The sequence below is a fragment of the Nocardiopsis nanhaiensis genome, assembly GCF_054778635.1.
Genome location: NZ_BAAGZJ010000041.1, coordinates 1 through 15,922, shown reverse-complemented (window position 1 = coordinate 15,922; position 15,922 = coordinate 1). Strand labels below are relative to the sequence as shown.

General features: G+C 69.8%; 14 protein-coding genes. 7 read left to right on the top strand and 7 right to left on the bottom strand.

Going from position 1 to position 15,922, the window contains the following annotated elements; all coding sequences use genetic code 11:
* Positions 1-293: 293 nt before the first annotated feature.
* The 6 genes from ACYVD1_RS19705 to ACYVD1_RS19680 all read left to right on the top strand — a co-directional run bounded on the left by ACYVD1_RS19705 (position 294) and on the right by ACYVD1_RS19680 (position 5,238).
* Positions 294-1,271 (top strand): acyl-CoA desaturase, encoded by a 978-nt coding sequence (locus tag ACYVD1_RS19705; RefSeq protein WP_460774822.1) that lies wholly within the window; start codon positions 294-296, stop codon positions 1,269-1,271.
* Positions 1,272-1,285: 14 nt separating this feature from the next.
* A complete protein-coding gene (locus tag ACYVD1_RS19700) occupies positions 1,286-1,942 on the top strand; it encodes a TetR family transcriptional regulator (protein WP_460763231.1) in 657 nt (218 codons plus the stop codon).
* A gap of 116 nt (positions 1,943-2,058) precedes the next feature.
* A complete protein-coding gene (locus tag ACYVD1_RS19695) occupies positions 2,059-2,568 on the top strand; it encodes a MarR family winged helix-turn-helix transcriptional regulator (protein WP_460774819.1) in 510 nt (169 codons plus the stop codon).
* Positions 2,569-2,670: 102 nt separating this feature from the next.
* A complete protein-coding gene (locus tag ACYVD1_RS19690; RefSeq protein WP_460774816.1) occupies positions 2,671-3,630 on the top strand; it encodes a GDSL-type esterase/lipase family protein in 960 nt (319 codons plus the stop codon).
* Between the two features lie 188 nt (positions 3,631-3,818).
* Entirely contained in the window at positions 3,819-4,535 is a 717-nt protein-coding gene (locus ACYVD1_RS19685) for a CHRD domain-containing protein (RefSeq protein WP_460774813.1), read from the top strand.
* Positions 4,522-5,238 carry a class F sortase gene (locus ACYVD1_RS19680; RefSeq protein ID WP_460774811.1) on the top strand — a complete coding sequence of 239 codons (717 nt, stop codon included), beginning with the start codon at positions 4,522-4,524 and terminating at the stop codon, positions 5,236-5,238. Before ACYVD1_RS19685 ends, ACYVD1_RS19680 begins: the two co-directional genes overlap by 14 nt.
* A gap of 67 nt (positions 5,239-5,305) precedes the next feature.
* Here the strand turns inward: ACYVD1_RS19680 and ACYVD1_RS19675 are convergent, their stop codons facing one another.
* The 5 genes from ACYVD1_RS19675 to ACYVD1_RS19655 form a co-directional block, all read right to left on the bottom strand.
* Complete coding sequence (locus tag ACYVD1_RS19675) at positions 5,306-5,800, bottom strand: glutathione peroxidase (RefSeq protein WP_460774808.1); 495 nt, start codon at positions 5,798-5,800, stop codon at positions 5,306-5,308.
* Positions 5,801-5,997: 197 nt separating this feature from the next.
* Positions 5,998-7,779, bottom strand: coding sequence for an ABC-F family ATP-binding cassette domain-containing protein (locus ACYVD1_RS19670; protein WP_460774804.1), 1,782 nt, complete (start codon positions 7,777-7,779; stop codon positions 5,998-6,000).
* A gap of 138 nt (positions 7,780-7,917) precedes the next feature.
* Positions 7,918-8,817, bottom strand: a complete 900-nt coding sequence (locus ACYVD1_RS19665; RefSeq protein WP_460774802.1) for a transketolase family protein — start codon at positions 8,815-8,817, stop codon at positions 7,918-7,920.
* Between the two features lie 12 nt (positions 8,818-8,829).
* Entirely contained in the window at positions 8,830-9,537 is a 708-nt protein-coding gene (locus tag ACYVD1_RS19660) for a thiamine pyrophosphate-dependent enzyme (protein WP_460774799.1), read from the bottom strand.
* Between the two features lie 97 nt (positions 9,538-9,634).
* Positions 9,635-10,585, bottom strand: coding sequence for a 4-(cytidine 5'-diphospho)-2-C-methyl-D-erythritol kinase (locus tag ACYVD1_RS19655; protein WP_460774797.1), 951 nt, complete (start codon positions 10,583-10,585; stop codon positions 9,635-9,637).
* A 259-nt stretch (positions 10,586-10,844) separates the two neighbouring features.
* Between ACYVD1_RS19655 and ACYVD1_RS19650 the strand changes: the two genes are divergently transcribed.
* Positions 10,845-12,716, top strand: a complete 1,872-nt coding sequence (locus ACYVD1_RS19650) for a serine/threonine-protein kinase (RefSeq protein ID WP_460774794.1) — start codon at positions 10,845-10,847, stop codon at positions 12,714-12,716.
* Between the two features lie 151 nt (positions 12,717-12,867).
* Here ACYVD1_RS19650 and guaA read toward each other — a convergent pair whose 3' ends face one another.
* Together guaA and galE are read right to left on the bottom strand one after the other, a co-directional pair.
* On the bottom strand, positions 12,868-14,445 hold the full coding sequence (guaA, locus tag ACYVD1_RS19645) for a glutamine-hydrolyzing GMP synthase (RefSeq protein ID WP_460774791.1): 1,578 nt from the start codon (positions 14,443-14,445) through the stop codon (positions 12,868-12,870).
* 122 nt (positions 14,446-14,567) lie between these two features.
* Positions 14,568-15,581: a UDP-glucose 4-epimerase GalE gene (gene galE, locus ACYVD1_RS19640; RefSeq protein WP_460774787.1), complete on the bottom strand. Its 1,014-nt coding sequence runs from the start codon at positions 15,579-15,581 to the stop codon at positions 14,568-14,570.
* Positions 15,582-15,922 lie beyond the last annotated feature (341 nt).

Sequence of the window (15,922 nt, the reverse complement as noted above, 5' to 3'; positions counted from 1 at the left end):
GCATGCGCAAAAAGCCCGTAGCGGCGGGGGTTGCTCCCGGACCAGGGCTCGAACCTGGACGACGGGGACCAAAACCCCGCATGCTGCCGATTACATCATCCGGGAACGCGCCGGGCCGTGCGGCCCGTGCGTTCGCCACCAACATAGCGCCTTTGACGGAGGACTTGCCAAACCTACGGGTACGTAGGTTACGGTTACGTAGGAATAGGTTAGGCCGTCTCGACGGGTGCCCACACCCCTCTGAAGCCGCCCTGACCGGCGTAGAAGCTCCCCATGACGAGGTGTGGAAGAACATGACCGCTGCCCCCGAGGTGCCGACCGACGGCACTGCGACCGCTACTGGCGCGCCGAAGCGCGAAGCGATCCCCGAGTACGAGCCCGAGCTGAGGGGCAAGGCCGAGCGCTACACCGTCTTCGCGTTCGTGTTCATCCCGCTGATCGCGCTGGCCGCGTCCGTCCCCTTCTTCTGGGGCTGGGGCCTGAGCGTGACGGATATCGCCATCGCGTCGGTCTTCTACCTGATCAGCGGCCTGGGCATCACCGTCGGCTTCCACCGGCACTTCACCCACGGCTCTTTCAAGGCCAAGCGCCCGCTCCGGATCGCGCTGGCGATCGCGGGCTCCATGGCGATCGAGGGAAGTGTCATCAAGTGGGTGGCCGACCACCGCCGCCACCACAAGTACGCCGACGCCGAGGGCGACCCCCATTCCCCGTGGCGCTTCGGCGACGACTGGAAGTCCGTGGCCAAAGGCCTGTACTACGCGCACATGGCGTGGATGTACCTGGACGACAAGAAGACCTCGCCCCGCCGGTTCACCCCGGACCTGCTCAAGGACAAGGACGTCGTCCTCATCGACCGGCTCTTCCTGCCGATCGTGCTCTTCTCCCTGTTCGCCCCCGCCGTCATCGGCGGCCTGGTCACCATGTCCCTGTGGGGCGCGGTCACCGCGTTCTTCTGGGCGAGCCTGGTCCGCGTCGCGCTGCTGCACCACGTGACCTGGTCCATCAACTCCATCTGCCACACCATCGGCGAGGAGAACTTCGAGGTCCGCGACCGCTCCCGCAACGTGTGGTGGCTGGCCATCCCGTCCTTCGGCGAGTCCTGGCACAACCTGCACCACGCCGACCCGACCTGCGCCCGCCACGGTGTCCTCAAGGGCCAGATCGACATCTCCGCACGGGTCATCTGGATGTTCGAGAAGTTCGGCTGGGCCACCAAGGTCCGCTGGCCCAAGAGTGAACGGCTCGCAGCCAAGCGGGTCAAGGTCTAGGATCGGTAACCATCATGGGAGCAGCCGACAGCGAGCAGAGGACCCGCGTGCGCCGCAAGCGCATGACGGGCAAGGAGCGTCGGCAACAGCTGTTGGAGATCGGCCGGGAGCTGTTCGCCGAGCGGGGGTTCGACGCGACCTCCGTCGAGGAGATCGCCGCGCGGGCCGGCGTGTCCAAGCCCGTGGTCTACGAGCACTTCGGCGGCAAGGAAGGCATCTACGCCGTCGTCGTGGACCGGGAGATGCGCACGCTCCTGGGCATGATGGGCGAGGCCCTGACCGCCGAACACGCCCGGAGCAAGATCGAGAAGGCAGCTCTGGCCCTGCTGCGCTACGTCGAGGAGGACAGTGTCGGGTTCCGGGTGCTGACCCGTGACTCGCACGTCGCCTCCGGCACCGGAAGTTTCGCCAGCCTCATCAACGACATCGCCAGCCAGGTCGAGCACATCATGGCCGACGAGTTCGCCGAACGGGGTTACGACCCGGCGCTCGCCCCCATGTACGCGCAGGCCCTGGTGGGTATGTGGGCGTTGACCGGCCAGTGGTGGCTGGAGGTGCGCAAGCCCAAGCGCGAGGTGGTCGCGGCGCACCTGGTCAACCTGGCCTGGAACGGGCTCTCGTCCCTGGAGGCGAAGCCGAAGCTGGACACGCGCCGACGGCGTTCGGACTGACGACCCTTTCCTGTGGGGCTACTCACAGGAGGGGACATCGTCCATGGTCACCGGTGGGGCGGGTGTGAAGCGCATACCCGCCCCACTATCTTGATGTCAAGAGATATGCTGGTGCCATGCGCGATGAGGTGGATGGGCTGATCGAGGCGTGGAGCTCCGAACGGCCGGACGTGGACGTGACACCCCTTGAGGTGTTCAGCCGGGTGTCCCGGCTTGCCCGCCACCTGGACCGTGCCCGGCGCACCGTCTTCACCGAGCACGAGTTGGAGCCCTGGGAGTTCGACGTCCTGGCCGAACTTCGGCGCTCCGGCCCTCCGTACGAGCTGAGCCCCGGCCGCCTACTGAGAGCCACCCTGGTGACCTCCGGGACCATGACCAACCGGGTGGATCGCCTGGCCGCCGCGCAACTCGTCCGCCGCAGGCCCGACCCCGCCGACAAGCGCGGTGTCCTGGTCCGGCTGACCGACCAGGGCGCGGAGCGGATCGACGCCGCCCTGGCCTCCCTCCTCAGCTACGAGGAGACCCTCCTCGCGCCCATGCCGGCTGCCGAGCGCGAGCAGCTGGCATCGTTACTGAGATGCCTCCTGGCCCCCCTCGACAGGACGCCCACCGGTCCGCAAGGGTAGTTACTCGGCGGTATCCGTCTGCTCACCGGGAGACCCGCCTTTCTGGGCGCGCATCATTTCCAGTACGGGTCTTGGTTGGAGAGCACTTTGAGAATCCGGTGGATGGCCGCGGTCACCGCGGCCGTGGTGGTCGCGGGCTGCTCCGGTGGGGGCGACGACGAAGCGAACACCGCACAGAACTTCTACCTGTCCCTGGGCGATTCCCTGACCGTGGGCGTACAGCCCGACGAAGAGGGCCAGGCCGAGGAGACCTCGGAAGGGTACACAGACGTCCTCTACCGCTCCCTGAAGGACGAGGACTCCACGCTCCAGCACGAGCGCATGGGCTGCGGCGGCGAGGACACCACGACCTTCATCGGAGGCGGCCTCCCGCACTGCGACACCCTCTACGAAGAGGGTTCGCAGCTCGACCAGGCCGAGGAGTTCCTGAACGAGCACGGCGACCAGGTCGGCCTCGTTACCGTCACCATCGGCGGGAACAACTTCACCAACTGCGTCGAGGGCATCGACGAGGACCGCGACCCCGACATCGAGCTGGACATCGAGGACGTCGGCGTCGACGAGGACTGTGTGGCCGACGGCCAGGAGCGCTTGGAGACGGAGGTCCCCGAGATCGCCGACCGGCTGACCGAGGCCGCCGGTTCGGACACCCAGGTCGTCGCGATGACCTACTACAACCCGTTCCTGGCCTTGGCCCTCCTGGACGAGGAGGAAGCGGAAGGCGACGAGGACGCGGAGGGCACCGAGGAAGACGACGGGGCCGTGTCCACGGAAGACGGCGACGAGGAGCTGGCCGACCGCACCGTCGAGATCCTCGGCGAGGTGAACGACTCCCTGACCGACTCCTACGAGGCTGCCGGGATCGACGTGGCCGACGTGGACACCGTCTTCGAGGGCGCCAACACCGACGTTCCGGAGAACAGCGACACGGACATGCCGGTGAACCTGCAGCGGATCTGCGACCTGACCTGGATGTGCAACGTCGCGCAGGGCCCGGACATCCACACCAACCTGGCCGGGGCCCAGGAGATCGCCGAGGTCTTCGAGAGCCAAGTCCGCTAGCGGCCCAGGCGACCGGGACGCAGGACCGGGCAGCAGAACGGACCGAGGGGTCCGCCGATGTCGGCGGGCCCCACCGCGGCTCCACCCGCCCGCATCCTTCTGGTGTGATGGTGAACACATCGGCACCGCCGTTCGTATACACCCCCAAAGACCGCGCCGCCCAAGGGCGGGAACGTCAGGGGAAAGCCATGAACAGCAGATTCAGGATCATCGCGGGTACTGCGGTCGCGACCGTCGCCGCCGGGGCCCTCGTCGGCCTCAACCTGGGCGTCGCGCAGGCCGACGACGAGGTGTCCGAGCCCAGCGAGTTCACCAGCATGTTCACCGCGCAGGCGACGCCGGACACGGTCGTCGACGAGGACGGAAACTCCGAGCCCGGCGAGGAGGGCGCCACGGGGACCTTCGACGTGATGGTCAACAGCGACGAGGAGATCGTCTGCTGGGACATCGAGCTCGACGGGGTGACCCCGCCCTACGAGAGCCCCGCGGACACCGCGACGCACATCCACGAAAGCCCCGAGGGCGTGCAGGGCCCGCCCCGGCTGTCCTTCCCCGACCCCGAGGAGGACGACGACGGCATGCTGCGCAGCTCCGGCTGCCAGGAGGGACCGTTCACGACCGGGCTGGATGACGACGACGGGGTGGACACCGGCGAGGGCTTCACGCTCTCCCAGATCGAGGACGACCCGGACCAGTTCTACGGGGACACGCACACCGAGGAGTACCCGATGGGTGCGGTCCGCGGTCAGCTGACCCAGGTGCCGCACGGCGGGGTGGACACCGGCGCGGGCGGCCTCGCCCCGGACAGCGCCGGGATCGGCGGGGCGGCCGCGGCCACCGGGGCGGGTGTGCTCCTGGCGGCGGTGGCGTCCTTCGCTCTGCTGCGTCGCCATGCGCGTTCCTGAACGGCCCGCCCCCGGGCGTTCCGGTCCCCTGCTGGGTCGCGGGACGGCTCCGCGCGCCCTGACCGCCTCTCTGGCGGCCTCGGCCCTGTTCCTCGGCGGATGCGCGGGACACGCGGACCACGCCGGGGGCGGCCAGGGCCACGGGCACGCGCACGAGGAGCACGGGTCCGGTCACGGAGAGGGCGACGACGGCGGCCACGACCACACTTCGCACAACCTGTCGCCGCCGGACCAGGAGCCCTCCCCGGTACCCCGGGGACCCGAACCGGTCGGCGTCCGGATCCCGTCACTGGACGTGGAGTCGGATCTGCTGCACACGGGTGTGCGGCAGGACGGGACCGCTGAGGTACCGGAGGACTTCGATCTGGCCTCCTGGTACGAGGAGGGCGGCCGCACTGGCGAGGGGCGGCCGACGGTCCTGCTGGGGCACGTGGACTCCAACGACGGTCCGGCGGTCTTCGCCCGGATCGACGAACTCGCCGACGGGGACACGGTCGAGGTGGACGACGCCGAGGGCGGGACGCACACGTACGAGGTGGTGGACGTCCAGGTCCACCCCTACGACGAGTTCCCGACCTTCGAGGTGTTCAGCGGCTCCGGGGGCGACGTCCTGCGCCTGGTGACCTGCACGGGCGCCTTCGACCCCGAGGAGGGCAGCTACGAGGACAACCTCGTCGTGTTCGCCGAGAACACCCAGGTCTGAGGCGGGCGGGCCGCCGCAGGTCTCTGAAACGGCCTCGGTCGGCGGGGCGGCTGGGTGGGGGCTTCGCCTACTCGGCCTGCCCGGGGAGGGACCGCTCGATGCGCTCGACGATCTCCGGAGCATCCGGGACCGTGCTCGGGCGGAAGCGGTGGACGGTGTTGTCGGGCAGGACGAGGAACTTCTCGAAGTTCCACTTAACCTTCCCGGCCTTGCCGTCCGCGTCCTCGGTCTCGGTCAGCTCCTTGTAGAGCGGGTGCTGGCCGCGGCCGTTGACCTTCACCTTGCTCATCATCGGGAAGGTCACGCCCCAGGTCATCGAGCAGTACTCGGCGATCTTGCCGTCACCGCCGAACTCCTGGAGGAACTGGTTGCTGGGGAAGCCCAGCACCGTGAACCCCTGGTCGGAGTAGCGCTTCTGGAGCTCCTCCAGCGCCCCGTACTGCGGGGTGAGCCCACAGCGGGAGGCGACGTTCACCACGAGCCGCGTCTTTCGGGCCCACTCGCCGAAGGTGGTCTCGCGTCCGTCGATCAACGTCACCGGGATCTCGTCCAGGGCGGCCATCGCGTTCTCCTCCTGCGTTCGGGAAAGTCCTCACCAACCTAAGGGCGCCCGGTCCGACACGCACCGGGCGGCGGTCAGGGGTGTTTACGCACGGGGAAGGGCACGCGTTCACCGCGGGGCGAGTCCGGGCTGCGCCGCCACCGGAGCCGCCATGCTCGTCGTCGGCCTCATCACCCGCACCCGCCGCTGGTAGCGGTTCAGTCGCCGATCAGCTCGGCCTGCTCCAGCCAGGCCATCTCCAGCTCGTCCTTCTCGGCGGCCAGGGTCTTGGCCTCGGCGTCGAGTTCGGCGAGCTTGGTGTAGTCCTCGGCCGCCGCGGCCATCTGCTCGTGGAGCTGGGCCTCACGCTTGGCGATCTTGTCCATCCGGCGCTCGACCCGCTGCATCTCCTTCTGGGCGGCGCGCCGCTCCGCCTGGGAAACGGCGGGCGCGGCGGCAGGGGCGTCGCCGGTGGCCGTCTCGGAGGCGCCAAGCGGCACGGTGGCTTCTCCGGCGCCGGCAGCACGGCGCTCCAGGTACTCCTCGACTCCGCCGGGCAGGAACGCCAGCGAACCGTCGCCCATGAGTGCGAGCACGCGGTCGGTGATCCGCTCCAGGAAGTACCGGTCGTGGCTGACGAGCACGAGGGAGCCGGGCCAGCCGTCGAGGAGGTCCTCCAGCTCGGTGAGGGTCTCGATGTCGAGGTCGTTGGTGGGCTCGTCCAGCAGCAGGACGTTGGGTTCGTCCATGAGCAGGCACAGCAGCTGCAGGCGGCGCTTCTCCCCGCCGGACAGGTCGGCGTTGGGCGTCCACTGCCGTTCGCCCCGGAAGCCGAACTTCTCCAGCATCTGGCTCGCGGTGTAGTCCCGCTTGCCGATGGTGATGTGCTCGCGCACGTCCATGACGGTCTGGAGCGGGCGGGCCTTGGGGTCGAGCTCGGTGACGTTCTGCGACAGGTGCGCCAGCTTCACGGTCCGCCCGGTACGCACGGTGCCCTCGTCGGGCTCGCGCTCCTCGGCGAGGATCTTCAGCAGGGTGGACTTGCCCGCGCCGTTGATCCCCACCAGACCGACCCGGTCGCCTGGGCCCAGCTGCCAGGTGAGGCGGTCCAGCAGTGTGCGGTCGGGCACGGAGTACGACACGTTCTTGAGGTCGATGACGGTCTTGCCCAGGCGCGAACTCGCGAAGCGGACCAGTTCCACTGTGTCCCGGGCGGGCGGCTCGTCCGCGATGAGCTGGTTGGCCGCCTCGATGCGGAACTTGGGTTTGGAGGTGCGCGCGGGGGCTCCCCGGCGCAGCCAGGCCAGCTCCTTGCGCATGAGGTTCTGGCGGCGGTCCTCGGCGGCTGCGGCCTGGCGGTCCCGCTCGGCTTTGGCCAGCACGTAGGCCGCGTACCCGCCCTCGTAGCGCTCGACGGTGCCGCGCCCGACCTCCCAGGTGCGTGTGGTCACGGCGTCCAGGAACCAGCGGTCGTGTGTGACGACCACGAGCGCCTCGGGACGGCCTCGCAGGTGTTCGGCGAGCCAGGCGATGCCCTCGATGTCGAGGTGGTTGGTGGGCTCGTCCAAGGCGATGAGGTCGTGGTCGCCGACGAGCAGGCGCGCCAGGCCGGAGCGGCGGCGCTCACCCCCGGAAAGGCCGGACATCGGCAGGTCCAGGTCCCAGCCGCTGAGGAGCCCGCGCAGGATGTCGCGGATGCGCGCGTCACCGGCCCACTCGTGCTCGGCCCGGTCGCCCAGCACGAACTCGCCGACGGTGCTGTCGGGGAAGTCGTCGCGCTGGTGCAGGAAGCCGACCCGCAGGCCCCGGTTGTGCACGACCCGGCCGGAGTCGGGTTCGGTGAAGCCGGAGAGCACGGAGAGCATGGTGGACTTGCCGCCGCCGTTGCGGCCCACCACACCGATGCGTTCGCCCCCGTCCACGCCAAGGGAGACCTTGTCGAGGAGTACGAGCGGCCCGTAGGCCAGGGACACGTCCTGAAGGTTGACCAGATTCGACATCGTCTTCCATTGTGCGGTCCCGGCAGAGGTGCACGAACCGCGCGATGCTGGGAGGTTCCTGCGGCGGGGGAACGCCCGGGGCCGCACCACGCAAGGCCCCGGGCGGGTCCGAGTGAGGGAGGCCCTCCCACGGAAGGCCTATACCAAGAAGAAGTCCCTGGCGGCTTTGGCGATTCCCTCGGTGTCCAGACCGTGGGCGCTGGCGTGCTCGGCCGGGGTTCCGTAGGCACGCAACTCGCTGTCGCGTGCCACGCCCAGGGAGAGCTGGCGGTGGCGGCGGTCGGACAGGGCCTCGGACACCTCGTGGGCGGAGGTGCCCCGTAGGTAGGGCTCCACGAGGAGCACGTCGGCGTTGCCCGCGGCCGCGGTCAGCTTGCTCAGGCCCTCGCGGTCGAAGGGCCGCACGGTGGCGGTGTGGGCGACGGTGACGTCGAGGTCGGCGGTGGCCTCCAGGACCCGGTCCAGCATCGGGCCGACCGCCAGCACCACTCCGGCCGAGCGGGGCGAGCCGGTGCGCAGGACGTTGAGGCGGGGACCGGCCGGCAGGGGCGCGCGGTTGGTGTCGCCGGACAGGCGCACGTACACGCGGTCGTCACCGGGGATCGCCCGTTCCAACACGTCGCGGACCTCGTCGGGGTGACCGGGCACGTGTACGGTCCAGCCGGGCAGGGAGTCGAGGAGGGCCACGTCACCGGGTGACTGGTGGGTGCGGCCCGCGTTCGAGGCGTCGTATGAGCCGCCGATGCTCACCAGGACCGCGCCGACGTCCTGGTGGGTGAGCCCGATCTTGATCTGCTCGAAGGGGCGCTCGACCAGGAACGGTGCGTAGCTGTGCACGATCGGGCGCATGCCGGTGAGCGCCAGGCCCCCGGCCACGTCGATCATGGCCTGTTCGCGGATGCCCAGGTTGATGACGCGGTTCGGGTGGGCGATGGACGCTCGGCGGAACCGCTCCGCTGAGATGTCCGCGAGGACGACGGCGGTTCGGGGGTCCTGGTCCAGCGCCCGTTCGGCGGTGGCGATGAAGGTCTCACGCATGGCCTGGCTCCTCTAGCTTCCGTTGCGGACGCGGGCGACGACGGCCAGGGGCCGTCCGGTGCTGGGTGGGGCGAACGCCTCGTGGAGTGCGTTGTGGCTGCGGCCTTGGACCTCACGGCTCTCCCACCCCTCGACCTCGAAGCGGCTGCCGATCCCGCCCGGCCAGCCGTGGCTGGCGGAGGAGTTGTCGATGACCACGACGGTGAGGTTGTCGGCGCCCAAGCGGGCCGCGGCAGCGATGGCCTCGTGGTTGCTGCCCTCGTCGAGTTCGCCGTCGCCGACCAGCACCACCACGCGGGGTTCGGTGCCGTCAGCCCTGCGCACACCTTGGGCGCGCAGGCCGAGGGCCGTGCCCAGGCCGAGCGGCATTCCGTGGCCCAGGGAACCGCTGCCGATCTCGACACCGGGGGCGAGGACCCGGTCGGGGTGGTGGCCCAGCGGTGAGTCGAAGCTGGTCCAGCCGCGCAGGGTGGGCACGTCGAGGAAGCCCTTGGCGGCGAGGATCGCGTAGTAGGCGCCCGGCCCGTGTCCCTTGGAGAGCAGGAACCGGTCCCGGGCCGGGTCTTCGGCGGTGCTCGGCGTGACCTCGAGGATCCGGTCGTAGAGCACCCAGAGGACGTCGAGGGTGGAGTTGGAGGCGTCGGTGTGCTTGTCGTCCCCCTCCATCAGCCCGATGAGGGCCGGGAGGTCGGCGTACCTGGAGAGTGCTGCGGCTGTCATGTCCGCCAGTCTTCGTCCTTAACCAAACTTGAGGTCAAGGGCGCAGAGGCGGGCGACGGCGGCGCCAACCCAGGTGATTTAACTCACACATTCGAGGCTAGAGAATCGTGGTTCCCGGGACATCGCCGTCCGCCGCGACCACCTGCTCGCACAGCCCCGTGGCCTCCAGCGCGGAGACCACCTCGGCTTCCCGTTCAGTGACCACAGCCGATGCCTCGTCACCGCCGCCGACCAGGAAGGCACAGGTGGGGCCGGAACCGGACACCAGGGCGCCCAGCGCCCCGGCCGACCGGCCCGTGTCCAGTGTCCGTTCGAGTTCGGGCAGCAGGGAGACCGCCGCGGGCTGGAGGTCGTTGGTCAGGGAACGGCCCAGCACCTCGGCATCACCGGTGGCCAGAGCTTTCGCCAACGCCCCGTCCAGGCGCGGCTCGGGGGCGTCCGGACGCATCCGGTCGTACTCCCCGAAGACCCTTGCCGTGGACAGACCCCGTGTGGAGAGGGCGAATACCCAGCGGTAACGCCCGGTGCTGGCCATCGGCTCCAGGAACTCCCCGCGGCCGGTTCCGACCGCGGTGTCACCGACCAGCCCGAAGGCCACGTCGCTGCCAATCCGGGCCGCGAGATCGAGGAGGCGCCCCCGAGGCAGGCCGCAGCCCCACAGCCGGTCACAGGCCACCAGGGCCGCCGCCGCGTCGGCACTGCCGCCGGCCATGCCCCCGGCCACCGGAATGTGCTTGTCGAGGTGAATGTCGACCGGGGTGCCCTGGCCCGTCTCCTCCGCCAGCAACGAAGCGGCGCGGGCCGCGAGGTTACTCTCGTCCAAGGGCACTCTGGCCAGGTGCGATCCCAGTTGGCCACTGGCGGTCAGCGCGGTGAGGGCCCTGGGCTGACGCGTAGGCACCGCCTTGACGGTAACCTCGTCGAACAGTGAGACGGCGTGGAACACGTTGACGAGGTCGTGGAACCCGTCCTCACGCTTGGGCCCCACCGCCAACTGGAGGTTCACCTTCGCGGGGACCCGCACGGTTACGGTGGTATTAACGGTCACGAGTCCCCAATCGTAAAGGAACCCCCACCTTGTGTGAACACACACCCCCGGTCGGGGATCTCCGTGTTCACCGTCTCCCACCGGCGACAACACCCGCGCCAAGGAGAGCGGGACCCGGAGATCCCGGACTCGTCACCACTGTCATGTCAATTACCGCCCGCACCCAGAACGGCCCAATCCGGCCCGTGAGTGGGAATCAGGGCACAAACACCGCTACCTTGGGGCAAGGCGGAGTTTGGACACCGTCGGGGAGGGTCGCTTGCCGTCGGATGGGCTCCCGAAGAACCTGGAACCGCTGGTCGCCGGAGATCCGGCCACCATCGGCCCCTACGCGCTGTCCGGGAAACTGGGTAGTGGCGGGATGGGAACCGTCTACCTGGGCAGTGCTCCGGATAAGAACAATCAGGTAGCCATCAAGGTCATCCGCCCGGAGCTCGCCTTCGACGAGCAGACCCGGGCGCGCTTCCGCGACGAGATGGAGAACGCCCGCAAGGTCGCCTCCTTCTGCACCGCGAAGGTGCTCGACCACGGGACGTTCGAGAACCGTCCCTACATGGTCACCGAGTACATCGCGGGCACGGCCCTGGCCGAGCACATCGCGGAGAACGGTCCGCTGGACTCCTCCACACTGCACGGCTTCGCCCTGGGGGTGGCCGCCGCGCTCGCCGCCATCCACCGCACCGGTCTAGTCCACCGCGACCTCAAACCGGCCAACGTACTGCTGTCGATCTCCGGGCCCCGGGTGATCGACTTCGGTATCGCCCGCGCGATGAACACCGCGACCAACCACACCCAGACCGGCATCGTCATGGGCAGCCCCGGTTGGATGGCGCCCGAACAACTCCTGGAGGAGCAGGTCACCACCTCGGCGGACATCTTCGCCTGGGGTTGCCTGGTCGCTTTCGCCGGCAACGGCACGCACCCCTTCGGCAACGGCGACGCCATGACCCTGGGCAAGCGCGTGCTGTTCGCCGAGCCCCAGATCGGCAACCTCGACAACCCGCTGGACCGCCTCGTGGCGCGCACCCTTGCCAAGGAGCCGGGCCGCCGCCCGACCGCGCAGGACCTCCTGCTGGAGCTCGCCGGCGGCGAGGACACCACCAACCCCAACGACATGGTGTCCCACGCCCTGCACCAGTCCTGGCGGCCCAACCTGCCGCCGATGCCGCCCGGACCGCCCCCCGGAATGCCCCACCCGGCGCACCAGACCATGACGGGCATGCGGCACCCGGCCCCCGGGCATTACCAGGCCGCCCCGCCGATGCCGCCGCCCCCGCACCAGACGGGCAATTACGCCAGGCCCCAGCAGGGGCCGCCTCCCGGACACCCCGCAGCCGGACACCCCACTGGGCCTCCGCCGCCGCCCCCGCACGCACAGCAGCCGCACGGGCAGGGCGGTCCACCGCCCGTGCAGCACCCCGCCCAGACCGGCCCGATCCCGATGGCGGCGCCCAACGACCAGCAGCAGCGCGGTCCGCAGCCCTACGTGCCGCCGGTCCCGCCGCCGCCGCACCGACCCACCGCGCCCGGCCGGCGGAACGGGCTCTACTTGGGCGTGGCCCTGGCGAGCTTCGGCCTGCTGATCGTCCTCCTCCTCATGGTCTTCATGGTGGCGGACTCCCTCAGCCTGGGCAGTGACGGCGCCGACGAGGAAGCTCCCGGGAACAGCGGCCCGACGTCCGGAGCCGACGCCCCCGACGACAACCTCGGCGACATGGAGCCGTCCGAGTCGGCGCTCACCGACGGCATGGCGCTCTCCGAGGACGAGACGGCCCTGTACTACGTCACGAAGGTCAGCTGCGTCGAGGACCTCCCGGGCCGGTCGGAGATCACCGGAGGCCTGTACTGCGTGGCCGAGATCGAATTGGAGAACCTGGGTGACGACAACATCCACTTCAGCTCTCGGGAACAGCAGCTGATCACCGACAGCGACGAGCGCTTCGAGGCCCACACGCCCACCTCCACGGGGTCCCAGGAGAGCCTGTGGTCACCCATTGGACCGAACGAACGGGCCAAGGGCGAGCTGGTGTTCGTCGGTGTCAGCGCCGACGAGGACCCCGCCGTCCTGGAGCTCACCCACGACGCCGACGCCCCGCCCACCCCCGTCGAGGTCGACGCGGTCCTCGAGTAGGACTCCGTCGCGAGGGCCCAGCGACGAACGGGCCCCGGCACACCTTCCGTGTGCCGGGACCCGTCGCTTCGCGGGAGGGAGCCGTTGGCAGCCGGGGTGACCGCCCCGGGCTGGTCCTACCGCCCTGGGAGGCGGCCCTACCCCGCTCGCTCTACTCCCACTCGATGGTGCCCGGGGGCTTGCTGGTCACGTCCAGCGTCACGCGGTTGATCTCGCGTACCTCGTTGGTGATCCGGTTGGAGATGCGGGCGAGCACCTCGTACGGAACGCGCGACCAGTCCGCGGTCATCGCGTCCTCGCTGCTGACCGGCCGCAGCACCACGGGGTGGCCGTAGGTGCGGCCGTCGCCCTGAACTCCCACAGAACGCACGTCGGCGAGCAGGACGACCGGGCACTGCCAGATGTCGCGGTCCAGGCCCGCGCGGGTCAGCTCCTCGCGGGCGATCGCGTCGGCCTCGCGCAGGATCTCCAGGCGCTCCCGGTTCACCGAGCCGATGATCCGGATACCGAGCCCCGGGCCGGGGAAGGGCTGGCGCCACACCATCTCGGGCGGCAGGCCCAGCTCCTCGCCGACCTTGCGCACCTCGTCCTTGAAGAGCTCGCGCAGCGGCTCCACCAGGGTGAACTGGAGGTCCTCGGGCAGCCCGCCCACGTTGTGGTGCGACTTGATGTTCGCGGTGCCGGTGCCGCCACCGGACTCGACGACGTCCGGGTACAGGGTGCCCTGGACCAGGTACTCGACCTCGGCGCCCTCGCCGCTCTCCGCCACGACCTCGCGGGCCGCCTGCTCGAAGACGCGGATGAACTCGCGGCCGATGATCTTGCGCTTCTCCTCGGGGTCTCCGACCCCGGCCAGCGCGGCCAGGAAGCGCTCCTCGGCGTCGACGACCTTCAGCTTGGCTCCGGTGATCGCGACGAAGTCCTTCTCGACCTGCTCGGCCTCGCCCTTGCGGAGCAGGCCGTGGTCGACGAACACACAGGTGAGCTGATCGCCGACGGCGCGCTGCACCAGGGCGCCGGCCACGGCGGAGTCGACACCGCCGCTCAGCGCGCAGATGACGCGCTTGTCGCCGATCTGCCCGCGGATGCGCTCCAGCTGCTCCTCGACGATGTTGAACATCGTCCAGGTCGGGCGGCACCCGGCGCCCTCGTAGAGGAATCGGCGCATCAGGTCCTGGCCGTGCTCGGTGTGCATGACCTCGGGGTGGAACTGCACGCCGAACAGGCCGCGGCCGGTGTCCTCGAAGGCGGCGACCGGGGCACCCGCGGTGCTGGCGGTGCTCTTGAAGCCGTCGGGGGCCTGGACCACGGAGTCGCCGTGCGACATCCACACGCTCAGGTCCTCGGGCAGCCCCTCGAACAGGACGGAGTCGATGTCGGCCGACAGCTCGGTGCGGCCGAACTCACTCAGGTCGGTCTTGTCCACGACCCCGCCCAGGGCGCGGGTCATGGCCTGGAAGCCGTAGCAGATACCGAAGGTCGGGACCCCGGTCTGGAAGAGCTCGGCACCCACGCTGGGGGCGCCCTCGGCGTACACCGAGGAAGGGCCGCCGGAGAGGATGATGGCCTTGGGTTTCTTGGCGAGCATCTCCTCGACGGGCATGGTCGAGGGCACGATCTCGCTGTGCACGTGGCATTCCCGTACCCGTCGCGCGATCAGCTGCGCGTACTGCGCACCGAAGTCGACGACGAGGACGGTGTCGAACGTGCTGTCAGCACCAACGGACACGACGGAGGACCTTCCGCAGATAAATGGGATGTCCGTCCAGTCTAAGGCGTGGGCGGCAGGTAGTTGCCGTAGTCGGGGCGTTGGGGGGGACGTGCGGAACCGCACGCGGGTTAGCCCGCGAATCAGCCCGCGAAGCCGCCCGGGTTGGCGGACTGCCAGCGCCAGGCGTCCCGGCAGGCGTCGTCCACGGTCAACACGGCCTTCCAGTCCAGGTCGCGGATGGCGGCGGCCGGGTCGGCGTAGCAGACGGCGATGTCGCCGGGGCGCCGGTCGACGACCTCGTACGGGATGGGTGTGCCGGTGGCCCGTTCGAAGGCGCGCAGGCTCTCCAGGACCGAGGTGCCCTGTCCGGTGCCGAGGTTGTAGACGCGGTGCCCGGAGGCGTCGGCGAGGTGGTCCACGGCGGCCAGGTGGCCGCGGGCGAGGTCCACCACATGCAGGTAGTCGCGCACGCCGGTGCCGTCCGGGGTTTCGTAGTCGTCGCCGAACACGTTGAGCCGCTCGCGGCGGCCGGCGGCCACCTGCGCGATGTAGGGGAAGAGGTTGTTGGGAACGCCCTGGGGATCCTCACCGATCAGGCCGCTGGGGTGGGCGCCGATGGGGTTGAAGTAGCGCAGGGAGACGATGCTCCAGCGCTGGTCCGCGGTGGCCAGGTCGTCCAGGATCCCCTCGGCGAACAGCTTGGTGCTGCCGTAGGGGTTGGTGGCCGACAGCCCGGAGTCCTCGGTGATGGGCACGCGCTCGGGGTCGCCGTAGACGGTGGCCGAGGAGCTGAGGACGAGGTCGCGTACCCCGGCGGCGTCCATGGTCTCGCACAGGGTCAGCAGCGCGTCGAGGTTGTTGCGGTAGTAGCGCAGCGGCTGCTCGGTGGACTCGCCCACGGCCTTGAGCCCGGCCAGGTGGATGACCGCGTCGATGCCGTGCCGTTCGAAGACCTCGCGCATCGCGCCGGGGTCAGCGCAGTCCACCTGGTGGAAGGCGACCTTGCGGCCGGTGATCCGCTCCACCCGGCGCAGGGACTCCTCGTGGCTGTTGACGAGCGAGTCGGCCACCACGACCTCGTGACCGGCCTGGAGGAGTTCGACGGCGGTGTGGGAGCCGATGTACCCGGCGCCACCGGTGAGCAGTACGTGCATCGATCGAATCCCTGTGGGTGTACGGTGCTGACCACCCCAGGATAGGCGCCCTCGCCCCCGCCGCAGGGTGAGCCGCGCCACCGCCTCGGGACCGGCACCGTTGCCTTAGGGCGTTCGGGGTTGCTCCGTTGGGTTGGGCTGGTCTCGTGTGACGGGGTTCATTGTTGGTGGGGATAGTCGCTCTATGGCTGAGGTTCCTTGTTGGTGCGGGTTCCCTCCTTTCCCGCCGCCCGATTGTGGCCGTCTCCGCTGCGCGCCTCAAGGTCGTCGCCATCGAGCGCTTCGCGCGTCAACGGCGCTCCACCTTGACCCGCTCCGCTACGACGGCGGGTTGGCGGCTA

Bases quoted from the DNA above. Each gene is read 5' to 3' on its own strand.
- ACYVD1_RS19705 (WP_460774822.1), top strand. From the start codon at position 294: ATGACCGCTGCCCCCGAGGTGCCGACCGACGGCACTGCGACCGCTACT.
- ACYVD1_RS19700 (WP_460763231.1), top strand. From the start codon at position 1,286: ATGGGAGCAGCCGACAGCGAGCAGAGGACCCGCGTGCGCCGCAAGCGC.
- ACYVD1_RS19695 (WP_460774819.1), top strand. From the start codon at position 2,059: ATGCGCGATGAGGTGGATGGGCTGATCGAGGCGTGGAGCTCCGAACGG.
- ACYVD1_RS19690 (WP_460774816.1), top strand. From the start codon at position 2,671: ATGGCCGCGGTCACCGCGGCCGTGGTGGTCGCGGGCTGCTCCGGTGGG.
- ACYVD1_RS19685 (WP_460774813.1), top strand. From the start codon at position 3,819: ATGAACAGCAGATTCAGGATCATCGCGGGTACTGCGGTCGCGACCGTC.
- ACYVD1_RS19680 (WP_460774811.1), top strand. From the start codon at position 4,522: ATGCGCGTTCCTGAACGGCCCGCCCCCGGGCGTTCCGGTCCCCTGCTG.
- ACYVD1_RS19675 (WP_460774808.1), bottom strand. From the start codon at position 5,800: ATGGCCGCCCTGGACGAGATCCCGGTGACGTTGATCGACGGACGCGAG.
- ACYVD1_RS19670 (WP_460774804.1), bottom strand. From the start codon at position 7,779: ATGTCGAATCTGGTCAACCTTCAGGACGTGTCCCTGGCCTACGGGCCG.
- ACYVD1_RS19665 (WP_460774802.1), bottom strand. From the start codon at position 8,817: ATGCGTGAGACCTTCATCGCCACCGCCGAACGGGCGCTGGACCAGGAC.
- ACYVD1_RS19660 (WP_460774799.1), bottom strand. From the start codon at position 9,537: ATGACAGCCGCAGCACTCTCCAGGTACGCCGACCTCCCGGCCCTCATC.
- galE (WP_460774787.1), bottom strand. From the start codon at position 15,581: ATGCACGTACTGCTCACCGGTGGCGCCGGGTACATCGGCTCCCACACC.